The sequence below is a fragment of the Streptomyces sp. NBC_00377 genome, assembly GCF_036075115.1.
In the GTDB taxonomy this organism is placed as follows: Bacteria; Actinomycetota; Actinomycetes; order Streptomycetales; family Streptomycetaceae; genus Streptomyces.
Genome location: NZ_CP107958.1, coordinates 4,777,817 through 4,798,492, shown reverse-complemented (window position 1 = coordinate 4,798,492; position 20,676 = coordinate 4,777,817). Strand labels below are relative to the sequence as shown.

The following is a 20,676-nucleotide window of genomic DNA, read 5'->3' as shown; positions in this document are numbered from 1 at the left end:
GACGGACCGGCGGAACCGGCCGAACCGGCCGAACCGATCCAGCCGGACGGACCGATCGAGCCGGACGGACCGGCGGAACAGGTCGTGCCGGAGGAATCGGTCGAGCAGGTCGAGCCGCGGTGGTGGAGGTGCGCTCGGCGGTCTCCGAGGCCCGCCGCAAGAACCTCCTCCTCGTCCTCATCGCCCTCTGCACCGCCGTCACGGCCGCCAATGTCTACCTCGCGGCCCCGCTGCTCCCCCTGATCGCCCGTGACTTCGGCTCGGCGCCCTCGGCGGTGGCCTGGATCGCCTCGGTCGCGCAGTTCGGCTACGCGGTCGGCCTGCTCTTCTTCGCCCCGCTGGGCGACCGCGTCAACCGGCGCAGGCTGGTCGCCGGCCTCTCCCTGGTCACCTCGGCGGCCCTGGTCGCGGGGGCCCTGGCCACCGGGACCGTCTTCCTCGCGGCCGCCGTGCTCGTCGGCTCGGCCGCGACCGTCGTCCCACAGCTCCTCGTGCCGCTGGTCGCCGAACGCGCCCCCGCCGACCGGCGCGCCCGGCATGTGGCCGCCGTCGTCGCCGGACTGTTCACCGGCGTCGTCGCCGCCCGCGTCCTGGGCGGACTGGCCGGGCAGGCCTTCGGCTGGCGGGCGGTGTTCGTGGGTGCGGCCGTCCTGACGACGCTTCTCGGTCTGCTGACGGCAGCCGCCCTGCCCTCCGAACGCCGACGCCCCCGTGAGGATCACCTCTTCGCAGGTCTCACCGCGATGCCGGGCCTGGTGCGGCGCTCGCCTGACCTGTGGCGGGCCTGCGTACGGCAGGCCGGGATGTACGGCGCCTGGAGCGCCCTGTGGACCTCCCTCGCGCTGCTGCTCACGGGCGGGACCTACGGTCTCTCGACCGCGGCCGCCGGCCTCTTCGGCCTCTTCGGGCTCGCCGCCAGCGTGGTCGCACCCCTGGCGGGCGGTCTGGTCGACCGCTTCGGCGCCGCGAAGGTCGGACGCGACGCGTATGTGCTGGCCGCCCTCTCGGTCCCGCTGTTCTGGCTGGGCGGGCAGGTGCTCGTCGCGCTCTTCGTGGCCGCGATCGTGATCCACGCGGCCCTGGTCGCCTCGCACGTCGCCAACCAGACCCTCGCGCTGACCACCACCTCCGCCCCGGCCACCGCCAACAGCGCCTATGTCGTCGCCGGGTTCGCAGGCGGCGCCACCGCCTCGGCCCTCGCCGGCCTCGCCTTCAGCCACTTCGGCTGGGCCGGTGTCGTCACGGTGGCGGGCACGTGGCTGTTCCTCGGGTGGACGACCACGGCCGTACGACGGTGACGGGGGACGGAGGACGAAGGACGAAGGACGGCGGACCGGGGACGAAGGGCGGCGGACGGAGGCATGGGATGGCGCGCGACGGCGCAGGGGACTGTCACGAGGGCAGAGGCCGGCCGAGTACGAGGACGACGGCCGACGACGCCGAGACGCCGTACGGCCGGCGACACCGTACGGCCGGCGACAGAACTCAGAGCTGGGTGACGTCCAGCTCACCCTGCGCGTACTGCCTGCGGAGCACCTTCTTGTCGAACTTGCCCACGCTCGTCTTCGGGACCGACTCGATGATCGTCCAGCGCTCCGGAAGCTGCCACTTGGCGATCTTGCCTTCCGCGGCGAGGAAGGCGCGCAGGGACTCGAAGTCGGAGTTGGCCCCCTCCTTGAGGACGACCGTGGCCAGTGGCCGTTCCCCCCACTTGTCGTCCGGGACGGCGACGACGGCGGCCTCGGCGACATCGGGGTGGGACATCAGCGCGTTCTCCAGGTCCACCGACGAGATCCACTCGCCGCCGGACTTGATGACGTCCTTGGCGCGGTCGGTGAGGGTGAGGAAGCCGTCGGGGGAGATGGTGCCGACGTCACCCGTCTTCAGCCAGCCGTCCTCACTGAACTTGTCGGCGGGGCGCAGGGGTTCGGCGTCCGGGCCGTTGTAGTAGGCGCCGGCGATCCAGCCGCCGCGCACCTCCAGCTCGCCCGCGGACTCGCCGTCCCAGGGGAGGCGTTCGCCGCCGGGACCGGTGAGCCGGCCCTCGACGCCGGCCGGGAAGCGGCCCTGGGTGAGGCGGTAGCCGAGTTCCTCGTCGGTGCCGATCGCGTGGGCCGGGGGCCGGGCGATGGTCCCGAGCGGCGAGGTCTCCGTCATGCCCCAGGCGTGGCAGACCCGCATGCCCAGCTCGTCGAACGCGGTCATCAGGGAGGGCGGACAGGCGGAGCCGCCGATGGTGACCTGGGTGAGGGAGGAGACGTCGCGCGGCTTGGCGGTCAGCTCGGCCAGCAGGCCCTGCCAGATGGTGGGGACGGCGGCCGCGTGGGTCGGCCTCTCGCTCTCGATCATCTCGGCGAGGGGCGCGGGCTGAAGGAAGCGGTCGGGCATCAGCATGTTGATGCCCGTCATGAACGTGGCGTGCGGCAGGCCCCAGGCGTTGACGTGGAACTGCGGCACGACGACGAGCGAGGTGTCCCGGTCGGTCAGGCCCATCGACTCGGCCATGTTGACCTGCATCGAGTGCAGGTAGATCGAACGGTGGCTGTAGACCACGCCCTTGGGATCGCCGGTGGTACCGGAGGTGTAACACATGGCGGCGGCCTGGCGTTCGTCCAGCTCGGGCCAGTCGAACGTCTTCGGCTTGTCCGCGATCAGCTCCTCGTACTCGTGCACGCGCGCGTGGGCGCCCTCGAGGAGCGAGCGGTCCCCCGGACCCGAGACGACGACGTGCTCGACCGTGGGCAGCTTCGCCAGCAGGGGCGCGAGCAGCGGGAGCAGCGATCCGTTGACTATGACGACCTTGTCGGCGGCGTGGTTGACGATCCACACCAGCTGCTCGGCCGGCAGGCGCAGGTTGAGGGTGTGCAGGACCGCGCCCATGGAGGGGATCGCGAAGTACGCCTCGACGTGCTCGGCGTTGTTCCACATCAGCGTGGCCACCCGGTCGTCTCCGCGGACGCCGAGGTCGTCGCGCAGGGCGTTCGCCAGCTGCACCGCACGGGTGCCGGCCTCGGCGAAGCTGCGCCGCTGCGGCTCGCCGCCGGTCCAGGTGGTGATCCGCGACCGCCCGTGCACCAGCATGCCGTGCTCGAGGATGCGGGTGACGGTCAGCGGTACGTCCTGCATGGTGCTCAGCACGGCGTCCTCCCAGGGCGGCGACATTGCCTACGCGGTGGTAACGGTTGTGCTGATTCTGCGCACATACCGCGCGGTATGTCACTAGGTACCGATGATCGATCAGATCACGTCCAAGCCCAGGTCAGAACACCACGTCGGCGCACTATCGGACAAGCACCAGCTCAGGATCCTCGCGCAGCTTGCCGAGCGCCCGTGACACCGCCGACTTCACCGTGCCCACCGAGACGCCGAGCACCTCTGCCGTCTGGACCTCGCTGAGGTCCTCGTAATACCTGAGGACGACCATGGCACGCTGCCGCGCGGGCAGCTTCATGATCGCCCGCCACATGGCGTCGTGCAGCGCCTGCCGCTCCGCCGGATCGTCCGCGGACCCGACCGGCTCCGGCTCCGGCAGCTCGTCGCACACGAACTCGTCGACCTTGCGCTTGCGCCACTGCGACGTGCGGGTGTTCAGCAGGGCCCGGCGGACATAGCCGTCGAGCGCCCGGTGGTCCTCGATCCGCTCCCACGCGACGTAGGTCTTGGCGAGCGCGGTCTGCAGCAGGTCCTCCGCATCGCTCGGGTTCGCGGTCAGCGACCGTGCGGTGCGCAGCAGCACCGGCTGACGGGCCCTGACGTACGAAGCGAAGGACGGGTACGGAGCAGGCCGCGTCATTCCGTACGAAGCGCTGGCGCAGACGGGTGTGGTCATGGCTCCACGCTAGGTTCGGGCCCCGCTCGGGCGGATCGGCCGCAGGTCCCGAAGAGAAGTCCCTCTCAGGTTGTAGGGGTGGTGCCCGCTCCACCTCCTGAAGGTGGACGAGACGACGCCGACTACTACGGGATGCCCCCTGGTCCGGCCTCCTCGCCGCCCGTCCTGAGGGCCCGCCCCGAGGACCGGCCTGCGGGCAGCGCGGGTGCTCGTCCGTCCGAGGTCAGAACCGGTCTCACCCGTCCGAGGTCAGGACCAGACCCGATGTCGGAACCCCCGTTCCCGCCGTCACCAGGGTGCGGGAGGCCCCCGGAATCTGGTTCACGGACGTGCCGCGCAGCTGCCGTACGGCTTCGGCGACACCGTTCATCCCGTGGAGGTAGGCCTCCCCGAGCTGACCGCCGTGGGTGTTCAGCGGCAGCCGGTTCTCCGCGACGAAGGACGCGGCCTCGCCGGGGGCGCAGAAGCCGAACTCCTCCAGCTGCATCAGCACGAACGGCGTGAAGTGGTCGTACAGGATCCCCACGTCGATGTCGGCCGGAGCCAGTCCGGAGCCGCGCCACAGCTGGCGGGCGACCACGGACATCTCCGGCAGGCCCGTCAGGTCGTCGCGGTAGAAGCTGGTCATCTGCTCCTGGGCCCGGCCCGCGCCCTGGGCGGCCGCGGCGACCACGGCGGGCGGATGCGGCAGGTCACGGGCCCGCTCGACCGAGGTGACGACGAGCGCCTGGCCGCCGTCGGTCTCCTGGCAGCAGTCCAGCAGCCTCAGCGGCTCGGCGATCCAGCGGGAGGCCGCGTGGTCGGCGCGGGTGATCGGCCGGTCGTGGAAGTAGGCGGCCGGGTTCCCCGCCGCGTGCCGGCGGGCCGTGACGGCGACCGGCCCGAACGCGTCCTCCGGGGTCAGCCCGTACGCGTACAGGTACCGCTGGGCCGCCATCGCCACCCAGGAGGCCGGGGTGAGCAGCCCGAACGGCAGTGTCCAGCCCAGTGCCGTGCCCTCCGCCGACGGCTCGCGGTGCCGTACACCCGAGCCGAAACGCCGCCCCGACCGCTCGTTGAAGGCGCGGTAGCAGACGACGACCTCGGCGACACCGGCCGCGATGGCGAGCGCCGCCTGCTGCACGGTCGCGCAGGCCGCCCCGCCGCCGTAGTGGACCCGGGAGAAGAACGACAGCTCGCCCATACCGCACGCCTGCGCCACGGTGATCTCCGGGCTCGTGTCCATCGTGAACGTCACCATCCCGTCCACGTCGGCGGGCGTGAGTCCCGCGTCGGCGAGGGCCGCCCGCACCGACTCCGCCGCCAGCCGCAGTTCGCTGCGCCCGGAGTCCTTGGAGAACTCCGTCGCCCCGATGCCGACGATCGCGGCCCGGCCGCCCAGGGAGTCCCGCGTCCGTACGCTCATCCCACGCCTCCCGGCGGGACGGTGAGCGTCGCCGTCCCGGTGACGTGCCTGCCTGTCCCGTTGTCCCCGGTGACCCGCACCACGGCCGTCGCTCCGTCGACCTCCTCGATCCGGCCCCGCAACACCATGGTGTCACCGGGGTAGTTGGGCGCGCCGAGCCGGACGGCGACCTTGTGGATCACCGTCTTCGGACCGAAGTGGTCGGTGAGGTAGCGGCCGACCAGGCCGTTGGTCGTGAGGATGTTCATGAAGATGTCGGGGGACCCTCTGTGCCGGGCCAGTTCAGGATCGTGGTGGACGTCCTGGTAGTCCCGCGAGGCGAGGGCGCCGGCGACGATCAGGGTGCGGGTGACCTCGATCTCCAGCGGCGGCAGCTCGTCCCCGGCCTTCACGCGGCCGCCTCCGTCGCGCGCGGGCGGAAGACGGGCAGCACCAACGCGTCGTCGCCCTCGGGCTTCTCGCTGCCGTGGCCGCCGTCGTCGTAGGTCCGGAACTCCAACTCCACCGGCATGCCGATCCGCACCTTGTCGTAGGGCACGTCGACGACATTGCTGATCATGCGGACGCCCTCGGACAGCTCGATCAGCCCCACCGCGTAGGGCGGGGAGAAGGCCGGGAAGGGCGGGTGGTGCATCACGACGTACGAGAAGACCGTCCCCTCGCCGGCTGCCTCGACGGTGTCCCACTCCGCCGATCCGCAGGCGTTGCAGCCGGGGAGCCAGGGGAAGCGGAGGGTGTCGCAGGCGGCGCAGCGCTGGATGAGGAGACGACGGAGCCGCACTCCTTCCCAGAAGCCGGCGTTGTCGCGGTTGACGACGGGCCGAGGTCGCCGCTCCGACGCCCTCGCTCCTTCGCCCCCCGTCGCCCGCCTTGCCTTCGCCTCCCTCGCTTCCGTCGCTTCCCTCGTCCCCCAGGACGATGACCGTGGCCGCTGTTCCCGTCCCCGGCCTGCCGGCGCGTACTTGAGGATGCGGAAGCGGTGGGTGCCGACGAGTGCCAGGCCCACGCGTATGTCCGTCCTGGTCGTCACGAAGTACCCGGTGCCCAGCTTGGTGGTCTTCCGCTGCGAGACCGACTCGATCACCGTGTCGAAGGCGACCTCGTCGCCCGGCCGCAGCGGGCGCAGGTACTCCTGTTCGCAGTCGGTGGCGACGACCGAGGTGCAGCCCGCCTCGTCGAGGAGGGAGAGCAGCTCGTCGTAGGCCTGCGCGCGCCCCTCATGACCGCTCAGGCCGCCCATGATCCACGCCTGGAGCATGGTCGGCGGGGCGATCGCGCCGGGGCCCGTGTACGCGGGATTCCGGTCGCCCATGGCCTCGCACCAGTGCCGGATCATGGGCGCGTTGACGGGGTCCCGGCCGGTGCCGGCGACCGCCGCGGGACTGCCCTCGTACGCCTTGAGCCGCATGTGGAGCTCGTCTGCCACGGCCGTACTCCTTCCAGGACCGGTACGGGAGAGGGGGCGGGGCGGCGGGACGGGTGGAACGGGGCGGGTGAAGCGGGGCGGCACCTGGACGGGTGGCAGGAACAGGGGCGGGGGCCGGACGGACAGGGACCGGGACGAATGCGGTGGGCCCAAGCAGCCGGCCGAAGCCGTTTCTGACTGTCCGTCAGATATGGGTCCCTGTCAAGGTCACGGACCCGCGTTCGCTGCGGCCGACCGGGGCCAGAGCGGCGTTCCGGCACATCCGCACCGACGGCCGCCCCCGCGCGGGCCCCACCGCAAACCCCCTTCCCTTTCTCGAACACATGTACGACCATGGATCCATGGCCACCACCAACCGGTACCCCCGGCAGGCCACCACACTGGCCCTCGCCCACGCCCTGTCGGCCGCCGAACACGGCCTGGCCGTCATCCCCCTGTCCCGGACCAAACTCCCGGCCCTGCGCTCCCCCCACCGGAACGCCCCCGAACCGGCAGGTCCGCCCTGCCACGGTGAGTGCGGCCGCTTCGGCCACGGCGTGTACGACGCCTCGACCGACCCGGTCCGCGTCCGCGAACTGTTCGCCGCCGCGCCCTGGGCCACCGGCTACGGCATCGCCTGCGGCCTCCCGCCGCACCACCTCATCGGCGTCGACCTGGACACCAAGTCGGACACGGACTCCACGGCCGCCCTGCGCGAACTGGCCCTGCGCCATCTGTTCACGATTCCGCCCACGGTCGTCGTCCGTACCCCGTCCGGCGGCCGGCACCTCTGGCTCACCGGCCCGCCGGACGTCGTCGTCCCCAACTCGGCCGGCCGCCTCGCCCCCGGCATCGACATCCGGGGCGCGGGCGGCTACCTCGTGGGCCCGGGCTCCCGCACCGCCCACGGCGTCTACGCCATCGCCCCGGGCACCGACCACCTCACCCCCGCACCCTGCCCGCGTTCCCTCCTGCGCCTGCTGCTGCCGCCCCCGCGCGCCTCCCGCCCCGGCCCCGCCCCGACAGCGGGCGGCGCACACGGCCGGGGCCTGGTCCAGTTCGTGCTGGCCGCCCATGAGGGACAACGCAACACGCGACTGTTCTGGGCGGCCTGCCGGGCCCACGAAGACGGCATCGGCCCTGAGTTGACCGACGACCTGGTCGAGGCCGCCGTACGAACCGGCCTGACGGCGCGGGAGGCGCGGGGAACCATCGCGTCGGCGGCCCGCATGACCGCCCACCAGCCCCCGCCGCCCATGACCCCCCACGACGCCACGGCCCCGGACGCGTAGAGCAACCAGCGTCCGGGCCCACGCCCGCACGGCGGGCCCGAGCGGCTCAGCGGCTCACGCCGCTCCACGAACCGCATCTCACTCTTGGCAATGACGGAGGCCGGGCGCCCCTCGGCAGGCGCTCTGGCCCCGACGGCAGGTATCGGCACCTACCCCAAGGTGGATCTGTCGGCCGGCCTCTCTCGGGATCAGCTCTGCTCACCTGGTCAGGGGCCGTTCACCTGGTCAGGGGCCGTTCACCTGCGGTGGGTGTGGGATTTGAACCCACGGTGACATCGCTGCCACGACGGTTTACAAGAGCGTCGCGACGGCACGGCCCAGCCCGTCTCTGACCTGCGCATCTACGCTGAGCCGTGCACCCTTCCACGGCGCTGGCCCACACATGGCCCATGGAATCCCGAGTTGGGTGCCTGGCGAGGGTGGGGCGACCGTCTAGTTTTCGGATCCGGCCTGACCTCGCGAGGCACTCGCCCTGCCCCAACCCCCGAAAAGACGCACCACACAAACGCAGAGTCCCCGTCAGCGAACCGACGAGGACTCATGAACGATCGAGGTTAGGGCTTGAGGTTCTGCTTCTGCTTCACGGGGGCAGAGGTCGGCGCCCCGTTGATCGTGAATGGATCCGGCTCGTATGTCTTATCGTTTTCGCAGGTCACGGTGGGCCTGCCCGTCGAGCCTGTTGTGGGGATCTTCTTGAAGGTGACAGAGTAAGAGTTGCCGTTTCCCGCGAGTGAATTGTCGACCATTGTTTCGTTGCCGGCCGTTATCTTCACCGTGTCGGGGGAAGAGTCGCCCGGGCAGTCCTTGACTGTCCCGAAGACCGTGACTTTTCCGAGCGGAGGGGGGTCCCCTGCCTGACTGGCTGCCGCGAGCGAGGTCCCTCCCGCCAAAGGAAGCAGTGTAGCAATGATGAGAACTGCGAGCCGATTGCGCATGACTTCTCCCAGCTGATTTCCGTGTCCCATCAGTGGTCCTCAACAAAGGTCTTGCTTTCGCCTGCGTTGGTCAAGAGCGACAATTGCCCACGGCCAGCGGGGCAGAACTACCCCTAGGGGACCTTACTCGGGGTCGGTGAGCCCGTGTTCCACGGCGATCCGAGTCAGGTCCGGTCGGCGGCGGGAGCCGGTTTTCTCGCCGATTCGGTCGAGGTGCGACTGGACGGTGTGTTTGCTGATTCCCAGTTTGGCGGCGATTTCGTGGTCCGTTGAACCATTTGCGAGAAGGCGCAGGATTTCCTGCTCCCGTACCGTGAAATGGAGGGACCTTCCCACCAAATGGCTGGCCGGCGCGGCCACATAACTGCGGCCCGAGCCCACTGTGCGAATCGCCGTCAGGACCTCGTGAGCCTCCGCCTGCCGGCTCAGATAGCCGCTCGCGCCCGCCCGGATCACCTGGACGGCGTCGATCTGCGGAGAGGAGGACACGACGAGGATGGCATGTCCCCGCGTCCGCAGCTTCACCACGGCCTCGGTGAGCGTCGGCGCGGACTGCTGGAGGTCGATCAGCACCACTTCCGCGCCGCCCAGGGTGCCGTCCGCGGTCTCCACCGACTGCGCGGCCGCGACCAGGTGGAGGTCCGGTGCGCTGTCGATTAGTTCGGAGACGCCGTGCCGGAAGACGGGACAGTCCCCGATGACCGCGATCCGCATGAGTGCTGTGCTCACCTGCGGCGACCGGAATCTCGCGGGGCGCGACCCGGGCGACCCTTTTCCGGCTCTGCCGTCGTCGTGGCCGTCGCCTCGCCGCAACCGCTCATGGGACCTCTCCGCCTCTCACCTCTCGTGCGTGGCCCTCGGGCGGTGTCCACCGTCTTCCCGGGTCGGACACGCCCCGTCGCTCAGCCTCGCCGACGCGGGCGGCTCCGGCGCGCCGGACTGGCCCGTACGGGCGTCCTGGCCGCCGCCGACGATCGGCGACGGCCGGGTGGGAGGGACACAGTGCCCGGGCAGTCGTGTTGCACTACCCGCCCTTTCGATCAGCCCTTGCCAAGATGTATCTGCTCGGGCCCAGCTACACAGCGGAACCCTGTGTCGTCGTCATGCATCGTGTCGTTGGCGTCGTTGGGAATGGCGGGGACTCCCCGAAACAGAGGACTTGTAAAGGCACTGCCTCGAAGCTCATACCGCCCTGGCGCGGTCGAGGTAACAAGCCATTCCCATAAGTTGCCCACCATGTCGTAGACCCCATATGTCTAAACGCCACTGTGGTACCGAGAGACAGATGTGGTGCGTTCCACCCCAGCCTCTCGGACATTGCACTTTGCGGCAGTCTTCTGATCACCCCACGGGAAAGTTCGGCCAGTGGTGGCTCAACGTCTACGAGGCTCAGCTTGACCCAAGGGTTGTCGTACAGAGTCCGCTCACCATGGATCAGTTCGGGTTCTGGGCCTGCCGGAGCTTCGGTCGTCACCGAGCGATCAGGAACACGGTAGGAGCTGCGGCCGTGCACCTCAATAGCACACGAAGGCGATCGTGTTGTACGCGATCCACTGCCAGTAAAGGCGGGAGTCCCATCCGCTCGGTGACGTCGTCTCACGGCGGGAGCCAGAAGTAGCCATCGCGTAGTCCTCCGGTTTCGGCGCCCTCTCCGGTGTGATGGCCCGCCATCCCGGTGACCACACCGTGCGCCAGGGTGCGCCTGCCGTCCGACGTTCGGGGGCAGCGGGAAAGTTGGGAGAACCGCACAGTGGAGGACTACCTCGGTGCGCTCGTCGCGTGGATCACGGACTCTCCCGGCTCGTACCGGTACCTCGGCGAAGAGATGCCGCCGGACGGCGACTGGATGTATTTTGCGCGGGCCCTCAGTGCGGCCGTCGTCTACGAGTAGCCGAAGGGCCGTGCCCCTGCCGTGCCCGATCGCCCGGTAACCGGCGGGGAACCACGGGCGTTGACGGGCAGCCCACATGAGATCGGCCCCCGACCGATTCACCTGGTCAGGGGCCGTTCATCTGCGGTGGGTGTGGGATTTGAACCCACGGTGACATCGCTGCCACGACGGTTTTCAAGACCGTTCCCTTAGGCCGCTCGGGCAACCCACCCGCGCCCCGGCCCACCTGGGGCGGAGCGGGTACAGAGTACCCGGCGCGGGCGCTGCTCGGGGGGCGTGGTCCACACGGGGCCCACTGGCGCTGTCCTGACATCGGAGGTCTTCGCCGTGTTCGGGACCCACCAGTGTCGACAACGCTTGTGATCAGTACGCCCAGCGTCCGGTACGCACTCCGTCGGCACACCGCAGAGGTGATCGGCAGCCCTCGGTGCCACCGCAGCGTGGCGAGGAGCAGCAACCTCAGTCCCGTGAGGTCGAGTTGTTCGTGTCACGGCACTGTGACGGGGTCGTCCTGGATCGAGGACCGAGGTATCCGCTCGGGTCCAGCGCCCTCATAATGATCAAGCCCGGCGCTGAGGAACCGCTCTCATCTCAGCTCCAACCAATCGATCACGCAGGGGAATTGACCCATGATCCGCAACCGTCGCAAGGCCTTCCTTGTCTCCGCCGCGCTCCTGGGCGGCACCCTGCTGATGACGGCGTGCAGCCAGGGCGACGACGCCGCCGACAGCTCCTCCGGCAAGGTCGACGCGTCCGCGGCGGCGAGCAAGTCCAACACCCCGGGCGGGAGCGACACCTCCGCATCCCCCTCCGGTTCCGGGACGACGTCCGGCAGTGGCGGCGCGTCAGGCGGCAGCAGCACGTCCGGCTCCGGCGGCACGTCCGGCGGCAGCAGCACGTCCGGCTCCGGCGGCACCGGCACGTCAGCGTCCGGGGGCACGTCCGACTCCAGCGAGACCGTCGTGGAGGGCCTCGGCAAGGGCCAGGGCGTCAGCGGCACCTGGTACGGCATCGTGCGGTACGTGGCGCCCGGCAAGTACCTGGTCGACGGTCCTGCGGCCAAGGGCTCCGGCGGCGAGCAGCAGGCCTTCTTCCTCGCCGAGGACACCGTGATCCTGGGCGGGGGCCAGATCTGCGGCACCGCCGGCTCGAAGGTGGACGCGCCGTGCGAGGAGGCCGACCTGGAGAAGGCGGCCAAGAAGGGCGTGGAGGCCGAGGTCGCGATCAAGAACGGCACAGCCACGCAGATCACCGACGGTGCGCTGCTCTGATCCGGGCTCGCGATGAGTGAGGCGGTCTGCCGAAGCTGTGGCTTCCGGCAGACCGCCTCACTCGTTTCCATGCCTCGGCGCCCGCGACCTCACGTGCCGTAGAGGCCGCCGACTCGCCTTCGTGCGGCCCTCCGCCGGTGGCCGCCGGTGGCCGGCGGTGCGGGACAGGGTGACGAGTGCACGCGCGCGTGGGGTCAGCGGGAGCTGGACCGGGGAGGTACGCGCGCGTGGGTCGGAGGGGCGGGGGCCGGGGTCGTCGTGGGCGTCAGCTGTCGCCCTTGCGGGAGCCCAGGGTGAGGTCGACGGTGTGGGTCTTGCCGTCGCGCTCGTAGGTGATCGTGACCTTGTCGCCGGGCTGGTGGGTCCAGATCTCGCCGATGAGGGTGGGGCCGCTGTCGATCACCATGTCGTCGAGCTTGGTGATGACGTCGCCGGGCTTCAGGCCGGCCTGGGCCGCCGGGCCGCCCGACTCGACGGCGGAGGCGCCACCGTCGGCCGTGTCGGTGATCTTCGCGCCGTTCGTGGAGTCCGCCAGGGAGACGGACGCGCCGATCTTGGCGTACACCGGCTCGCCGGTCTTGATCAGCTGCTGGGCGACGTACTTGGCCTGGTTGATCGGGATGGCGAAGCCGAGGCCGATCGAGCCGGACTGGGTGGTGCCGCCCAGGCCGCCGCTGCCGGTGGACTGGATCGCGGAGTTGATGCCGATGACGTTGCCCGAGGCGTCCAGCAGGGGGCCGCCGGAGTTGCCCGGGTTGATCGAGGCGTCCGTCTGGAGGGCGCTCATGTAGGAGGCGGCGCTGCTGCTGCCGTCGCTGGAGGCCACCGGGCGGTTCTTGGCGCTGATGATGCCCGTCGTGACCGTGTTGGACAGGCCGAAGGGGGCACCGATCGCGATCGTCGAGTCGCCGACCGCCACCTTGTCGGAGTCGCCGAGGGCGAGCGGCTTCAGGTCCGATGGGGCGTTCTTGAGTTTGATGACGGCGACGTCGTAGCCCTGGGCGTGCCCGACGACCTCGGCGTCGTACTTCTTGCCGTTGGGGAAGGTGGCCGTCACCTTGCCGCCATCGACCGCGTCCGCGACGACGTGGTTGTTGGTGACGATGTGGCCCTGGGTGTCGAAGACGAAGCCGGTGCCGGTGCCGCCCTCGCCGCTGCTGGACTCGGCCTCGATGGTGACGGTGCTGGGCAGCGCCCTGGCGGCGACCCCGGCGACCGTGCCCGGGTCGCGCTTGACGTCGCCCCCGTTGGTGGACGCGGCGACGGTGGTCGAGCCGGTGTCGTCGTCGTTCTTGGCCAAGGTGTAGCCGAGACCCCCGCCCAGGCCGCCCGCGACCAGCGCGGCGACGAGGATCGCGGCGACGAGCCCGCCGCGCCCGCGACCCGACTTGGGCGCGGGCTGCTGGTAGGAGGCGCCCCACGCGGTTCCCTCGGGGCCGCCCGGGCCGCCGAAGCCACCGGTGCCTCCGGCCGGTGCGCCGGCGCCGTACGCGTGCGTGCCCGCACCGGGGTCCGCGTACAGCGGTGTGGCGGGGACCTGGGTGGGCCAGTCGTCAGCGGCCGGGGCCGCCTGCGGGACCGGGGATCCGTGCGGAGCGGTCGGCGGCGGCCAGTCGCCGTCGACCGGGGCCGGGGCTCCCGGCGGGGCGGTGGGCGGCGGCCAGTGGCCCTCGGGCGCACCCGCACCGGCGTCACGACCGGCTTCCGGTGCCTGCGCGGGCGCCGCGGGCAGCGGAGTCGTGGGCGCGGCGTCGGGTGCTGCCGCCTGCGGGGAGGCCGAGGGAGATTCCACCGGCACGGGGGGTGCGGACGGGGCCGGGGGTACCTGGGTGCCCTCGCTCTTGCCCTCGTTCTCGGTGCTCACAGCTCTACTCCTCGATCCACGGCTGTTGTCGTCGGTCACACTGGGTCACGCTCGTCCGCGCTCGCGCGCTTTCCCGCACGCTTTGTCGTCGACCCGGCGCGCTGAAGCTGTGCGTGTGCTTTTGTACGTCTCAGCTTTTCCCACGGGCCGTCAGAGCACCATAAGCGGTGGCTGTGGGTCCATGGCCATTCCTTATATGGGTCATCAGGAACATTAAGTACGCATCGTCGAAACATCTCAGAGGGTTCTCAGACGACCGGGCCCCGGTGGCACCATGACGCGGTGACCCACGTACGGCAGGACCACATTCAAGTCGTCGCCCATCGCGGGGCTTCCGAGGATGCCCCCGAGCACACTCTGGCCGCGTACAAGAAGGCCATCGAGGACGGCGCGGACGCCCTCGAGTGCGATGTACGACTGACGGCGGACGGCCATCTCGTCTGTGTCCACGACCGTCGCGTCAACCGTACGTCCAACGGCCGCGGCGCGGTCTCCGCCCTGGAGCTGGCCGACCTCGCGGCGCTGGACTTCGGTTCCTGGAAGACGCGGGAGGCCCGCGAGGCCTGGCACGCGCGCGAGGAGGACCCCGACTGGGAGGTCAGGCCGGAGGACCGCGCGGAGACCTCCGTCCTGACCCTGGAGCGCCTGCTGGAGCTCGTCTCCGACGCGGGACGACGGGTGGAGCTGGCCATCGAGACCAAGCATCCGACACGCTGGGCCGGACAGGTGGAGGAGCGGCTCCTGGTGCTGCTGAAGAGGTTCGGCCTGGACGCGCCGGCCTCGGCGGCCGGGTCCCCCGTGCGGATCATGAGTTTCTCGGCCCGCTCCCTGCATCGCGTGCGGGCCGCGGCCCCCACCGTGCCGACGGTCTATCTGATGCAGTTCGTCTCGCCCCGGCTGCGCGACGGGCGGCTGCCCGCGGGGGTGGGGATCGCCGGTCCCTCCATCAGGATCGTGCGCAACCACCCGGCGTACATCGAGCGCCTGAAGGCGGCCGGCCACCGCGTGCACGTGTGGACCGTGAACGAACCCGGGGATGTCGATCTCTGCGTCGAGCTGGGCGTCGACGCCATCATCACCAACCGTCCGCGCGAGGTGCTGCGACGGCTGGGCCGCTGAGCCGGCGACTGGAGGAAGTCACAGAAGTCCCAGAAGACCCATCCACACCTCTTGACCACACAGCCCGCCTACAGCATCCTCCGTTCTCAGCCATAACGTTCGAATTCAGCCACTCACTGACAGGCCCCTCACAGGGAGTGCTCCGGCGCGTTCGGTACGTGTTCGACATGACGAATGCGTCGCCGGGGCCGCATTGGCCGGTTTCCGGTACAGGCCAATGGGGCATCCACACCGTGGCGTGGGGCGAAGGAGGTCTCGGGGGTGGCGTTGGTGGTGGCACAGGAGGTGCCCGCGTCGTCGAGCATGGCCGTACCCCATGGTCCTGCGGGCGTGGGGAACGCGAGACACCGCATGCGCGATCAACTGCGCAGTGGCGGAGTCTCGGAATCGGTCATCGACGACGCCGTACTGATCCTTTCCGAACTCTTGAGCAATGCCTGCAAGCACGGCAGACCCCTGGGCGAAGCCCTGGCCGGGGACGGTGACGTCCGGGCCGCGTGGCGTGTCGAACCGGGCGGCCGGCTGATGGTCGAGGTGACCGACGGCGGCGGCCCGACCCGCCCGGCCCCCGCGACCCCCTCGGTCACCGCGCACGGCGGCCGCGGGCTCAACATCATCACGGCGCTGGCCGACGACTGGGGCGTCCGCAACGACGCCCGCGGCGAGGTCACGGTGTGGGTCGTCGTCCACACCGACGTCTACGACCCCGACGCCGGCTGTCGACGCGACGACTTCGCGTCCCGGGTCGCGGCTCCCCCGGTGGCGTCGATGCCCGGCCTCAATTTCGCGGGCGCGTTCGACGACGTGGACTAGAGCCTGTCGTCTGGATCAGGTCGGCCTGGCTCACGGTGCCATCCGAACGACAGGCCCTGGGCGGACCGGAGCGACGAGGACAGCCGGGGGCCGGAAGGGACAAGGGCAGCAGGAGACGTCTCGCTCACCCTTCCCGGCCGTCGCCGTTCCCGCCGTCCACCACTCCCGCGTTGTCCACAGGTTCCGGTCACGGAGCGTGGGAACGGCTAGGCTCGCGCCGTACCAGACGAGCCGTACCCGGGAGACACCCAGTGGCCAAGAAGCGACCCCAGACGAAGGCCAAGCGGCCGCAGCTCACCGACGCGGAGATCCCGGTCGTCGGCGCGCGTGAGCCCTGCCCGTGCGGCAGCGGCCGCCGCTACAAGGCCTGTCATGGCCGGGCCGCCGCGCATGCCGTGACCGAGCTGGTGCAGCGGCCGTTCGAGGGCCTGCCGGGTGAAGGCGACTGGGTGGCGCTGCGCGAGCTGGTGCCGGCCGCCACGGTCGAGCTGACGCTGAAGGACGGTCTGCCCGAGGGCGTCCCCTCGGTCACCCTCGCCACGGTGTTGCCGATGGCCTGGCCCGCCCTGCGCCGCGACGACGGCTCGGTACTGCTCGGCCTGCAGAACGACACGCCGTCGGGCGACATCAGCCGCGACCTGGCCGACACCCTGCGGCGGGCCCTGGAGGCGGACCCCGGTACTCCGGTGCAGGCGCGCCGTGCCCCGGCCGACGGTCCGCGGATGCAGGATCTGCTCGATGCCGAAGGCGCGTTCGAGCCAGTTGTGCACAGCGGCTTCGAGTTCTGGGTGCCGGATCCGGAGAACGCCGCGCCGGAGGTGGCCGCCTCTCTCGAGCGGGCGAACGCCGCGGCGATCCCGACCGTGAAGCTGACCGGCGTGGATGCCGCGTACTGGTGCGAGACGCCGGACAAGAACCACCTGCGCTGGGTCATGCCGCACCCGGAGGAACAGCTTCTGGACGCCCTCGCGCGGCTGCACGCCGCCGGCCGTTCCAGCCTCGGGGAGGGCACGCGCCTGGTGGGCTCCTTCCGGGCGCACGGCCTGACGGTGCCGGTCTGGGACCTGCCGAGCGCGATCACCGCGGACGACATCGAGAAGCCGGCCACCGAGTTCGCCGAGCGGCTCGCCACCGCCCTGGCCTCGGACGCGCCGCTGACCGCCGACGAGCGTCGTGCGCGGGGCGGACTGACCAACCGACAGGTCACACTCAGCTGACGCACCGGGCCGGAAACCGGCGTTACTGACCGGCTGGTCAGTAACGCCGGACCTGACGGAGGACGTGACACCCCTCACAACTGCCGTCCGCGCAAGGTGAGTCGGCGCCAGAGGCGCTGTTCCGCCGGTGTCCGGAATACCGATGAAAACAAGAGATCGAATTTGCTTGAGGCAGATCTCTTGTTACCGTTCGAGTAGCCCGGTTGCTGGTGCATCCCCCGTCGCCAGCAACCGGGTATTTACGTGTCCAGCCGCGTTCACACTTTGCGGTCGCGTTTCAACTGCCCGTGTCCGTACGGGAGTTGCTTCCGGAACGCAACAGCAGGGGGCCGTCGCCGGCCTCTCGGGCGAATTCCGTGACGGCGGTGTAGGCCGCCCGGTCCCCACGGGTCCGTTCACGGGGTGTCTCACAGGATTCCGGCTCGTCCTCGGCGCTCACGGCGCAGCGCGTCCGCACGGTGCGCCCCTCGGGCCCCATGAGGCTCAGGAAGGCCTCCAGGGCGCGCCCGGTGGCGTTGCGGTAGTAAGTGCGCGCCCAGGTGTCCTCGCCCTGGGACAGCACGCAGGTCTGTGCCTCCACGCCGTCCGGGGAGGAGAGTTCGGGACCGCACCGGGCGGCGGTGGCCAGCCCCAGGCCGAGCAGCAGCGGGGACCGGGAGGCTTCGGCCGGCGGCGCCTTGGGATCCGCGCCGTCGGCGGCGGCCCGCGTACCGGCCGCCTCGACGGCCGCGCGCGCGACGGCCTCGCCGGCAACCCGCCCTTCGTCGCCGACCGGCCCCGCGGACGCCATGGCCAGAGGCAGCGCGATCGCGCCGGCCACGGCGCCCCCGAGGGCGAGGAGACGAAGGTTCATGTAGCGGAAGATAGAGGGCGAACGCCGGTGTCCCGTCCGGCGCGCGCCCGACACCCCTACAACTCGGGCGCGCTCACACCCGTACGAGTGAGGGCGTCCACGACGGCGTCCACCACGGCCTCGACGTCGGGCACCCAGGGGGAGGCCGAACCGGGCAGTGGCGCGCGCTCCCACCGGATGTCGCCGCCGCCCGTCTCCGACGGGGGCAGGGCGATGTAGCCGCCCTCGCCGTGGAAGCGCAGGGAGCCGGGCACGAAATCCTTGGCGTAGAGCAGCTCACCCAGCTGCTCCATCGTGTACGGCCGGACGAGGAACGACCAGCGCGTGGGCGAGGCGACGACCGGGCCGAGGCGGATGCCCTGCCGGTCGAGCGCCACGAGTGCCCGCGAGGCCGCAAGGGCGGGGAGGCTGACCGCGCAGGGGGCCGTTCCCCCGGTGGCCAGGATGATCGGTGCGGCCGGCCGGTTGGTCCACCACCAGCGCACCATGCGCGCCTCGGTGGTGGCCGCGAGAAGGCCGGGGTCGAAGGGGTGAGCACCGGGGACCGTGCACTCCGGGTCGGGACAGCCGCAGCGGGAACGCCCCTGCGGGTCCGCCGTCACGCCCGGGAGGACGGGCCACTGCCATTCCGTCGCGAAGGTCAGGGCCGAGTCGATCAACTCAGGTCCTCTGTCGCTGGACTGGGACAGGAGCCTGCGTCGCTTTCCGAGGATCTCGCGCATGAGCGCTCGTTCCTTTCCGTTGCACCGCTGGCAACACCGTGGGCCACATCACATCATGTGTAGATCACTTCACTGTGCGTACCTGATGGCGCAGCACACCCCTGTACGAGACAAGGGGAACCCGTCAGGGTCGAGCGGTGGTCGCTTCCGCGGCCGCTCCGTCCGACTTGCGTCCATCTAATGCCTGGGCGTGGCGTGGGGTGGCGAAGTCTGGCGTTTAACGTCGCACGTATTTCTCTTCGCCTCCGCCACGGGAGGATGGGGCACGGTCGTCGATGACTATGACGCCCGGGCCGGTCACCAGGTTCCGGGAGGCTCCCTACGAGCTCCCGACGACCCCTGGCCCTTACCGAGTACGTACCCATCACGACCGTTGTGACGCTCCGTGGAGCAAGCCCAGTCGACCGCAATCACCCGTTACCCGAGGCAGTTTTAAGCCAAGTTTACAATTCCGCAAGGGAGCCGGAAGAACCATGCCCGATTCTCCCAAAGACCCCACGGACACCAGCAATCCCAACAGGACAATGCTGGACATCCCCTCACGAGTGCGTGTACATGTGGAGACACCGCTAGCGGCGCAGAATGACATGGGGGTTTGCGATGCTTTTGAGCAATACGCTCCGGTCCGAGAGCCGGACGCCATGAACGCCCCTCACCCTCCGAAAGTGGCTGGAATCGATTCAACGGTTCCCTCGCCCGCACACACTGTCGCGCCCGCGCCCGTATCCCCGGGCGCCCCGGCGGTTCCTGCGGCCTCCTCCGGCCCCGGAGCCCTGCTGACCGACCGGCTCGCCGGCTGGGTCTCCGACCTCACCACCCTGCACGAACTCACCGAACGCCTGACCCGCACGGACACACTGCCGGACGCCCTCCAGGAGCTGCTGCGCGCCGGGTCCGCCCTCGTGGGGGCCCGGCGCGGTCTCGTCGTCCTCGAACCCTCCGACCGGCTCGGACCGGACACCATGATCGGCCTGGGCCTCGGCCGCGCCGACCTCGGGCACATCGAGACCGTGCCGCGCAGCGCCCTCTCGTACGGCCGCATCCTCGAAGGGCTGCCCGGCGGCGAGGGGGAGATCGCCGAGCCCGACCTGTTCGCGGAGGACGGCCTGGACCCCCGCCACCGGGAGGTGGCCGCCCGTCTGGGCTACGCCGCCAGCTACGCGCTGCCCCTGAAGGCGGACGGCGCTCCGGGCCGCCTGGGCGCGGCCGTGTGGCTCTACGACGAACCCGCCGAACCGGGTGAGCGCCGGCGCCACCTGGTCGGCCTGTACGTCCGGTACGCAGCCGAGCACCTGGCCCGGCTGCTGGAGATCGAACGCACACGCGCGTGCATGAAGACGATGACCGAGGAGCTGCTCCCCTCCCGCCTGCCGCGCGTGCCCGGCGTCCAGCTCACCGCCCGGCACCGGACCGGGCCGCGCGGAGGCGGCGACTGGTACGACGCGCTGCCACTGCCGGACGCAGCCCTGGGGCTCGCCGTCGGGTCCGTCACCGGGTCCGGGCCGAGCGCGGTCGCCGCGATGGGCCGGCTGCGCGCCTCCTTGCGGGCGTACGCCGTGATGGAGGGCGAGGACCCCGTCGCGGTCCTGTCCGACCTGGAACTGCTGCTGCGGCTCACCGAGCCCGCGCGGTCCGCCACCGCCCTGTTCGCGTACTGCGAGCCCGCCCTGCGCAAGATCACCCTGGCCGGCGCCGGGCACTGCCCGCCGCTGCTGGTCGGTGAGCGGCGCACGGAGTTCGTCGAGACCACCGTCTCCGCCCCGCTGGGCATGCTGGCGTGCTGGGAGGCGCCGAGCGTCGAGGTGGAAGCCGAGCCCGGCGAGACGGTTCTGCTCTACACCGACGGCCTGCTGCACCGCACCGGCGACCCCGCCGACCGCGCCTTCGCCCGGCTGCACGCGGCCGCGGCCGGGGTCCCCAGACCCCTGCGGCACGACCCCGGGGCGATCGCCGACCACGTGCTGCGCACGCTCCTGCCGGACGGAGCGGACGAACGGGACAGCGACGAGGACGTGGTGCTGCTGGCGGCCCGCTTCGAGTGAGCGGCCATAACAAGCCGT

Annotated in this window: 18 protein-coding genes and 1 tRNA gene; 8 read left to right on the top strand and 11 right to left on the bottom strand. The window is 70.8% G+C overall.

The window, feature by feature from the left end:
• Positions 1–119 precede the first annotated feature (119 nt).
• Positions 120–1,298, top strand: a complete 1,179-nt coding sequence (locus OHS71_RS21535; protein ID WP_328481007.1) for an MFS transporter — start codon at positions 120–122, stop codon at positions 1,296–1,298.
• Between the two features lie 187 nt (positions 1,299–1,485).
• On the opposite strand, the gene OHS71_RS21530 is transcribed toward OHS71_RS21535, so the two are convergent.
• The 5 genes from OHS71_RS21530 to OHS71_RS21510 all read right to left on the bottom strand — a co-directional run bounded on the left by OHS71_RS21530 (position 1,486) and on the right by OHS71_RS21510 (position 6,642).
• Complete coding sequence (locus OHS71_RS21530; RefSeq protein ID WP_443047170.1) at positions 1,486–3,138, bottom strand: long-chain fatty acid--CoA ligase; 1,653 nt, start codon at positions 3,136–3,138, stop codon at positions 1,486–1,488.
• 142 nt (positions 3,139–3,280) lie between these two features.
• Positions 3,281–3,829: a SigE family RNA polymerase sigma factor gene (locus tag OHS71_RS21525; protein ID WP_328481005.1), complete on the bottom strand. Its 549-nt coding sequence runs from the start codon at positions 3,827–3,829 to the stop codon at positions 3,281–3,283.
• A 235-nt stretch (positions 3,830–4,064) separates the two neighbouring features.
• Complete coding sequence (locus OHS71_RS21520) at positions 4,065–5,234, bottom strand: lipid-transfer protein (RefSeq protein ID WP_328481004.1); 1,170 nt, start codon at positions 5,232–5,234, stop codon at positions 4,065–4,067.
• Positions 5,231–5,626, bottom strand: a complete 396-nt coding sequence (locus tag OHS71_RS21515; RefSeq protein WP_328481003.1) for a MaoC/PaaZ C-terminal domain-containing protein — start codon at positions 5,624–5,626, stop codon at positions 5,231–5,233. Before OHS71_RS21515 ends, OHS71_RS21520 begins: the two co-directional genes overlap by 4 nt.
• Positions 5,623–6,642: a bifunctional MaoC family dehydratase N-terminal/OB-fold nucleic acid binding domain-containing protein gene (locus tag OHS71_RS21510; protein WP_328484587.1), complete on the bottom strand. Its 1,020-nt coding sequence runs from the start codon at positions 6,640–6,642 to the stop codon at positions 5,623–5,625. Before OHS71_RS21510 ends, OHS71_RS21515 begins: the two co-directional genes overlap by 4 nt.
• Before the next feature lie 359 nt (positions 6,643–7,001).
• On the opposite strand from OHS71_RS21510, the gene OHS71_RS21505 reads away from it, so the two are divergent.
• Positions 7,002–7,931 (top strand): bifunctional DNA primase/polymerase, encoded by a 930-nt coding sequence (locus OHS71_RS21505; RefSeq protein ID WP_328481002.1) that lies wholly within the window; start codon positions 7,002–7,004, stop codon positions 7,929–7,931.
• A gap of 554 nt (positions 7,932–8,485) precedes the next feature.
• On the opposite strand, the gene OHS71_RS21500 is transcribed toward OHS71_RS21505, so the two are convergent.
• Together OHS71_RS21500 and OHS71_RS21495 are read right to left on the bottom strand one after the other, a co-directional pair.
• Positions 8,486–8,866 carry a hypothetical protein gene (locus OHS71_RS21500; protein WP_328481001.1) on the bottom strand — a complete coding sequence of 127 codons (381 nt, stop codon included), beginning with the start codon at positions 8,864–8,866 and terminating at the stop codon, positions 8,486–8,488.
• A gap of 123 nt (positions 8,867–8,989) precedes the next feature.
• Complete coding sequence (locus OHS71_RS21495; protein ID WP_328481000.1) at positions 8,990–9,595, bottom strand: response regulator transcription factor; 606 nt, start codon at positions 9,593–9,595, stop codon at positions 8,990–8,992.
• A gap of 946 nt (positions 9,596–10,541) precedes the next feature.
• Here OHS71_RS21495 and OHS71_RS21485 point away from each other — a divergent pair.
• Positions 10,542–10,757: a DUF7660 family protein gene (locus OHS71_RS21485; protein ID WP_443046999.1), complete on the top strand. Its 216-nt coding sequence runs from the start codon at positions 10,542–10,544 to the stop codon at positions 10,755–10,757.
• A gap of 124 nt (positions 10,758–10,881) precedes the next feature.
• Here OHS71_RS21485 and OHS71_RS21480 read toward each other — a convergent pair.
• A tRNA-Ser gene (locus OHS71_RS21480) sits at positions 10,882–10,968 on the bottom strand.
• A gap of 418 nt (positions 10,969–11,386) precedes the next feature.
• Here OHS71_RS21480 and OHS71_RS21475 point away from each other — a divergent pair.
• Positions 11,387–12,028 carry a hypothetical protein gene (locus OHS71_RS21475; protein WP_328480998.1) on the top strand — a complete coding sequence of 214 codons (642 nt, stop codon included), beginning with the start codon at positions 11,387–11,389 and terminating at the stop codon, positions 12,026–12,028.
• 265 nt (positions 12,029–12,293) lie between these two features.
• Here the strand turns inward: OHS71_RS21475 and OHS71_RS21470 are convergent, their stop codons facing one another.
• Positions 12,294–13,892, bottom strand: a complete 1,599-nt coding sequence (locus OHS71_RS21470) for a S1C family serine protease (protein ID WP_328480997.1) — start codon at positions 13,890–13,892, stop codon at positions 12,294–12,296.
• 282 nt (positions 13,893–14,174) lie between these two features.
• On the opposite strand from OHS71_RS21470, the gene OHS71_RS21465 reads away from it, so the two are divergent.
• From OHS71_RS21465 to OHS71_RS21455, 3 genes are all read left to right on the top strand, one after another.
• Positions 14,175–15,011, top strand: coding sequence for a glycerophosphodiester phosphodiesterase (locus tag OHS71_RS21465; RefSeq protein WP_328480996.1), 837 nt, complete (start codon positions 14,175–14,177; stop codon positions 15,009–15,011).
• A 174-nt stretch (positions 15,012–15,185) separates the two neighbouring features.
• Complete coding sequence (locus tag OHS71_RS21460; RefSeq protein ID WP_328480995.1) at positions 15,186–15,824, top strand: ATP-binding protein; 639 nt, start codon at positions 15,186–15,188, stop codon at positions 15,822–15,824.
• A 251-nt stretch (positions 15,825–16,075) separates the two neighbouring features.
• Entirely contained in the window at positions 16,076–17,041 is a 966-nt protein-coding gene (locus OHS71_RS21455) for a DUF5926 family protein (protein WP_328480994.1), read from the top strand.
• Between the two features lie 277 nt (positions 17,042–17,318).
• On the opposite strand, the gene OHS71_RS21450 is transcribed toward OHS71_RS21455, so the two are convergent.
• Both OHS71_RS21450 and OHS71_RS21445 read right to left on the bottom strand, forming a co-directional pair.
• On the bottom strand, positions 17,319–17,894 hold the full coding sequence (locus OHS71_RS21450) for a hypothetical protein (protein WP_328480993.1): 576 nt from the start codon (positions 17,892–17,894) through the stop codon (positions 17,319–17,321).
• A 56-nt stretch (positions 17,895–17,950) separates the two neighbouring features.
• A complete protein-coding gene (locus OHS71_RS21445) occupies positions 17,951–18,616 on the bottom strand; it encodes a bifunctional DNA primase/polymerase (protein WP_328480992.1) in 666 nt (221 codons plus the stop codon).
• A 524-nt stretch (positions 18,617–19,140) separates the two neighbouring features.
• On the opposite strand from OHS71_RS21445, the gene OHS71_RS21440 reads away from it, so the two are divergent.
• Positions 19,141–20,658 carry a PP2C family protein-serine/threonine phosphatase gene (locus OHS71_RS21440; RefSeq protein ID WP_328484586.1) on the top strand — a complete coding sequence of 506 codons (1,518 nt, stop codon included), beginning with the start codon at positions 19,141–19,143 and terminating at the stop codon, positions 20,656–20,658.
• Positions 20,659–20,676 lie beyond the last annotated feature (18 nt).

Excerpts from the sequence above, each read along its gene's own strand:
- OHS71_RS21475 (WP_328480998.1), top strand. The coding sequence starts at position 11,387 with ATGATCCGCAACCGTCGCAAGGCCTTCCTTGTCTCCGCCGCGCTCCTG.
- OHS71_RS21510 (WP_328484587.1), bottom strand. The coding sequence starts at position 6,642 with ATGCGGCTCAAGGCGTACGAGGGCAGTCCCGCGGCGGTCGCCGGCACC.
- OHS71_RS21525 (WP_328481005.1), bottom strand. The coding sequence starts at position 3,829 with ATGACCACACCCGTCTGCGCCAGCGCTTCGTACGGAATGACGCGGCCT.
- OHS71_RS21440 (WP_328484586.1), top strand. The coding sequence starts at position 19,141 with ATGCTGGACATCCCCTCACGAGTGCGTGTACATGTGGAGACACCGCTA.
- OHS71_RS21450 (WP_328480993.1), bottom strand. The coding sequence starts at position 17,894 with ATGAACCTTCGTCTCCTCGCCCTCGGGGGCGCCGTGGCCGGCGCGATC.
- OHS71_RS21520 (WP_328481004.1), bottom strand. The coding sequence starts at position 5,234 with ATGAGCGTACGGACGCGGGACTCCCTGGGCGGCCGGGCCGCGATCGTC.
- OHS71_RS21500 (WP_328481001.1), bottom strand. The coding sequence starts at position 8,866 with ATGCGCAATCGGCTCGCAGTTCTCATCATTGCTACACTGCTTCCTTTG.
- OHS71_RS21445 (WP_328480992.1), bottom strand. The coding sequence starts at position 18,616 with ATGCGCGAGATCCTCGGAAAGCGACGCAGGCTCCTGTCCCAGTCCAGC.
- OHS71_RS21505 (WP_328481002.1), top strand. The coding sequence starts at position 7,002 with ATGGCCACCACCAACCGGTACCCCCGGCAGGCCACCACACTGGCCCTC.
- OHS71_RS21460 (WP_328480995.1), top strand. The coding sequence starts at position 15,186 with ATGCGTCGCCGGGGCCGCATTGGCCGGTTTCCGGTACAGGCCAATGGG.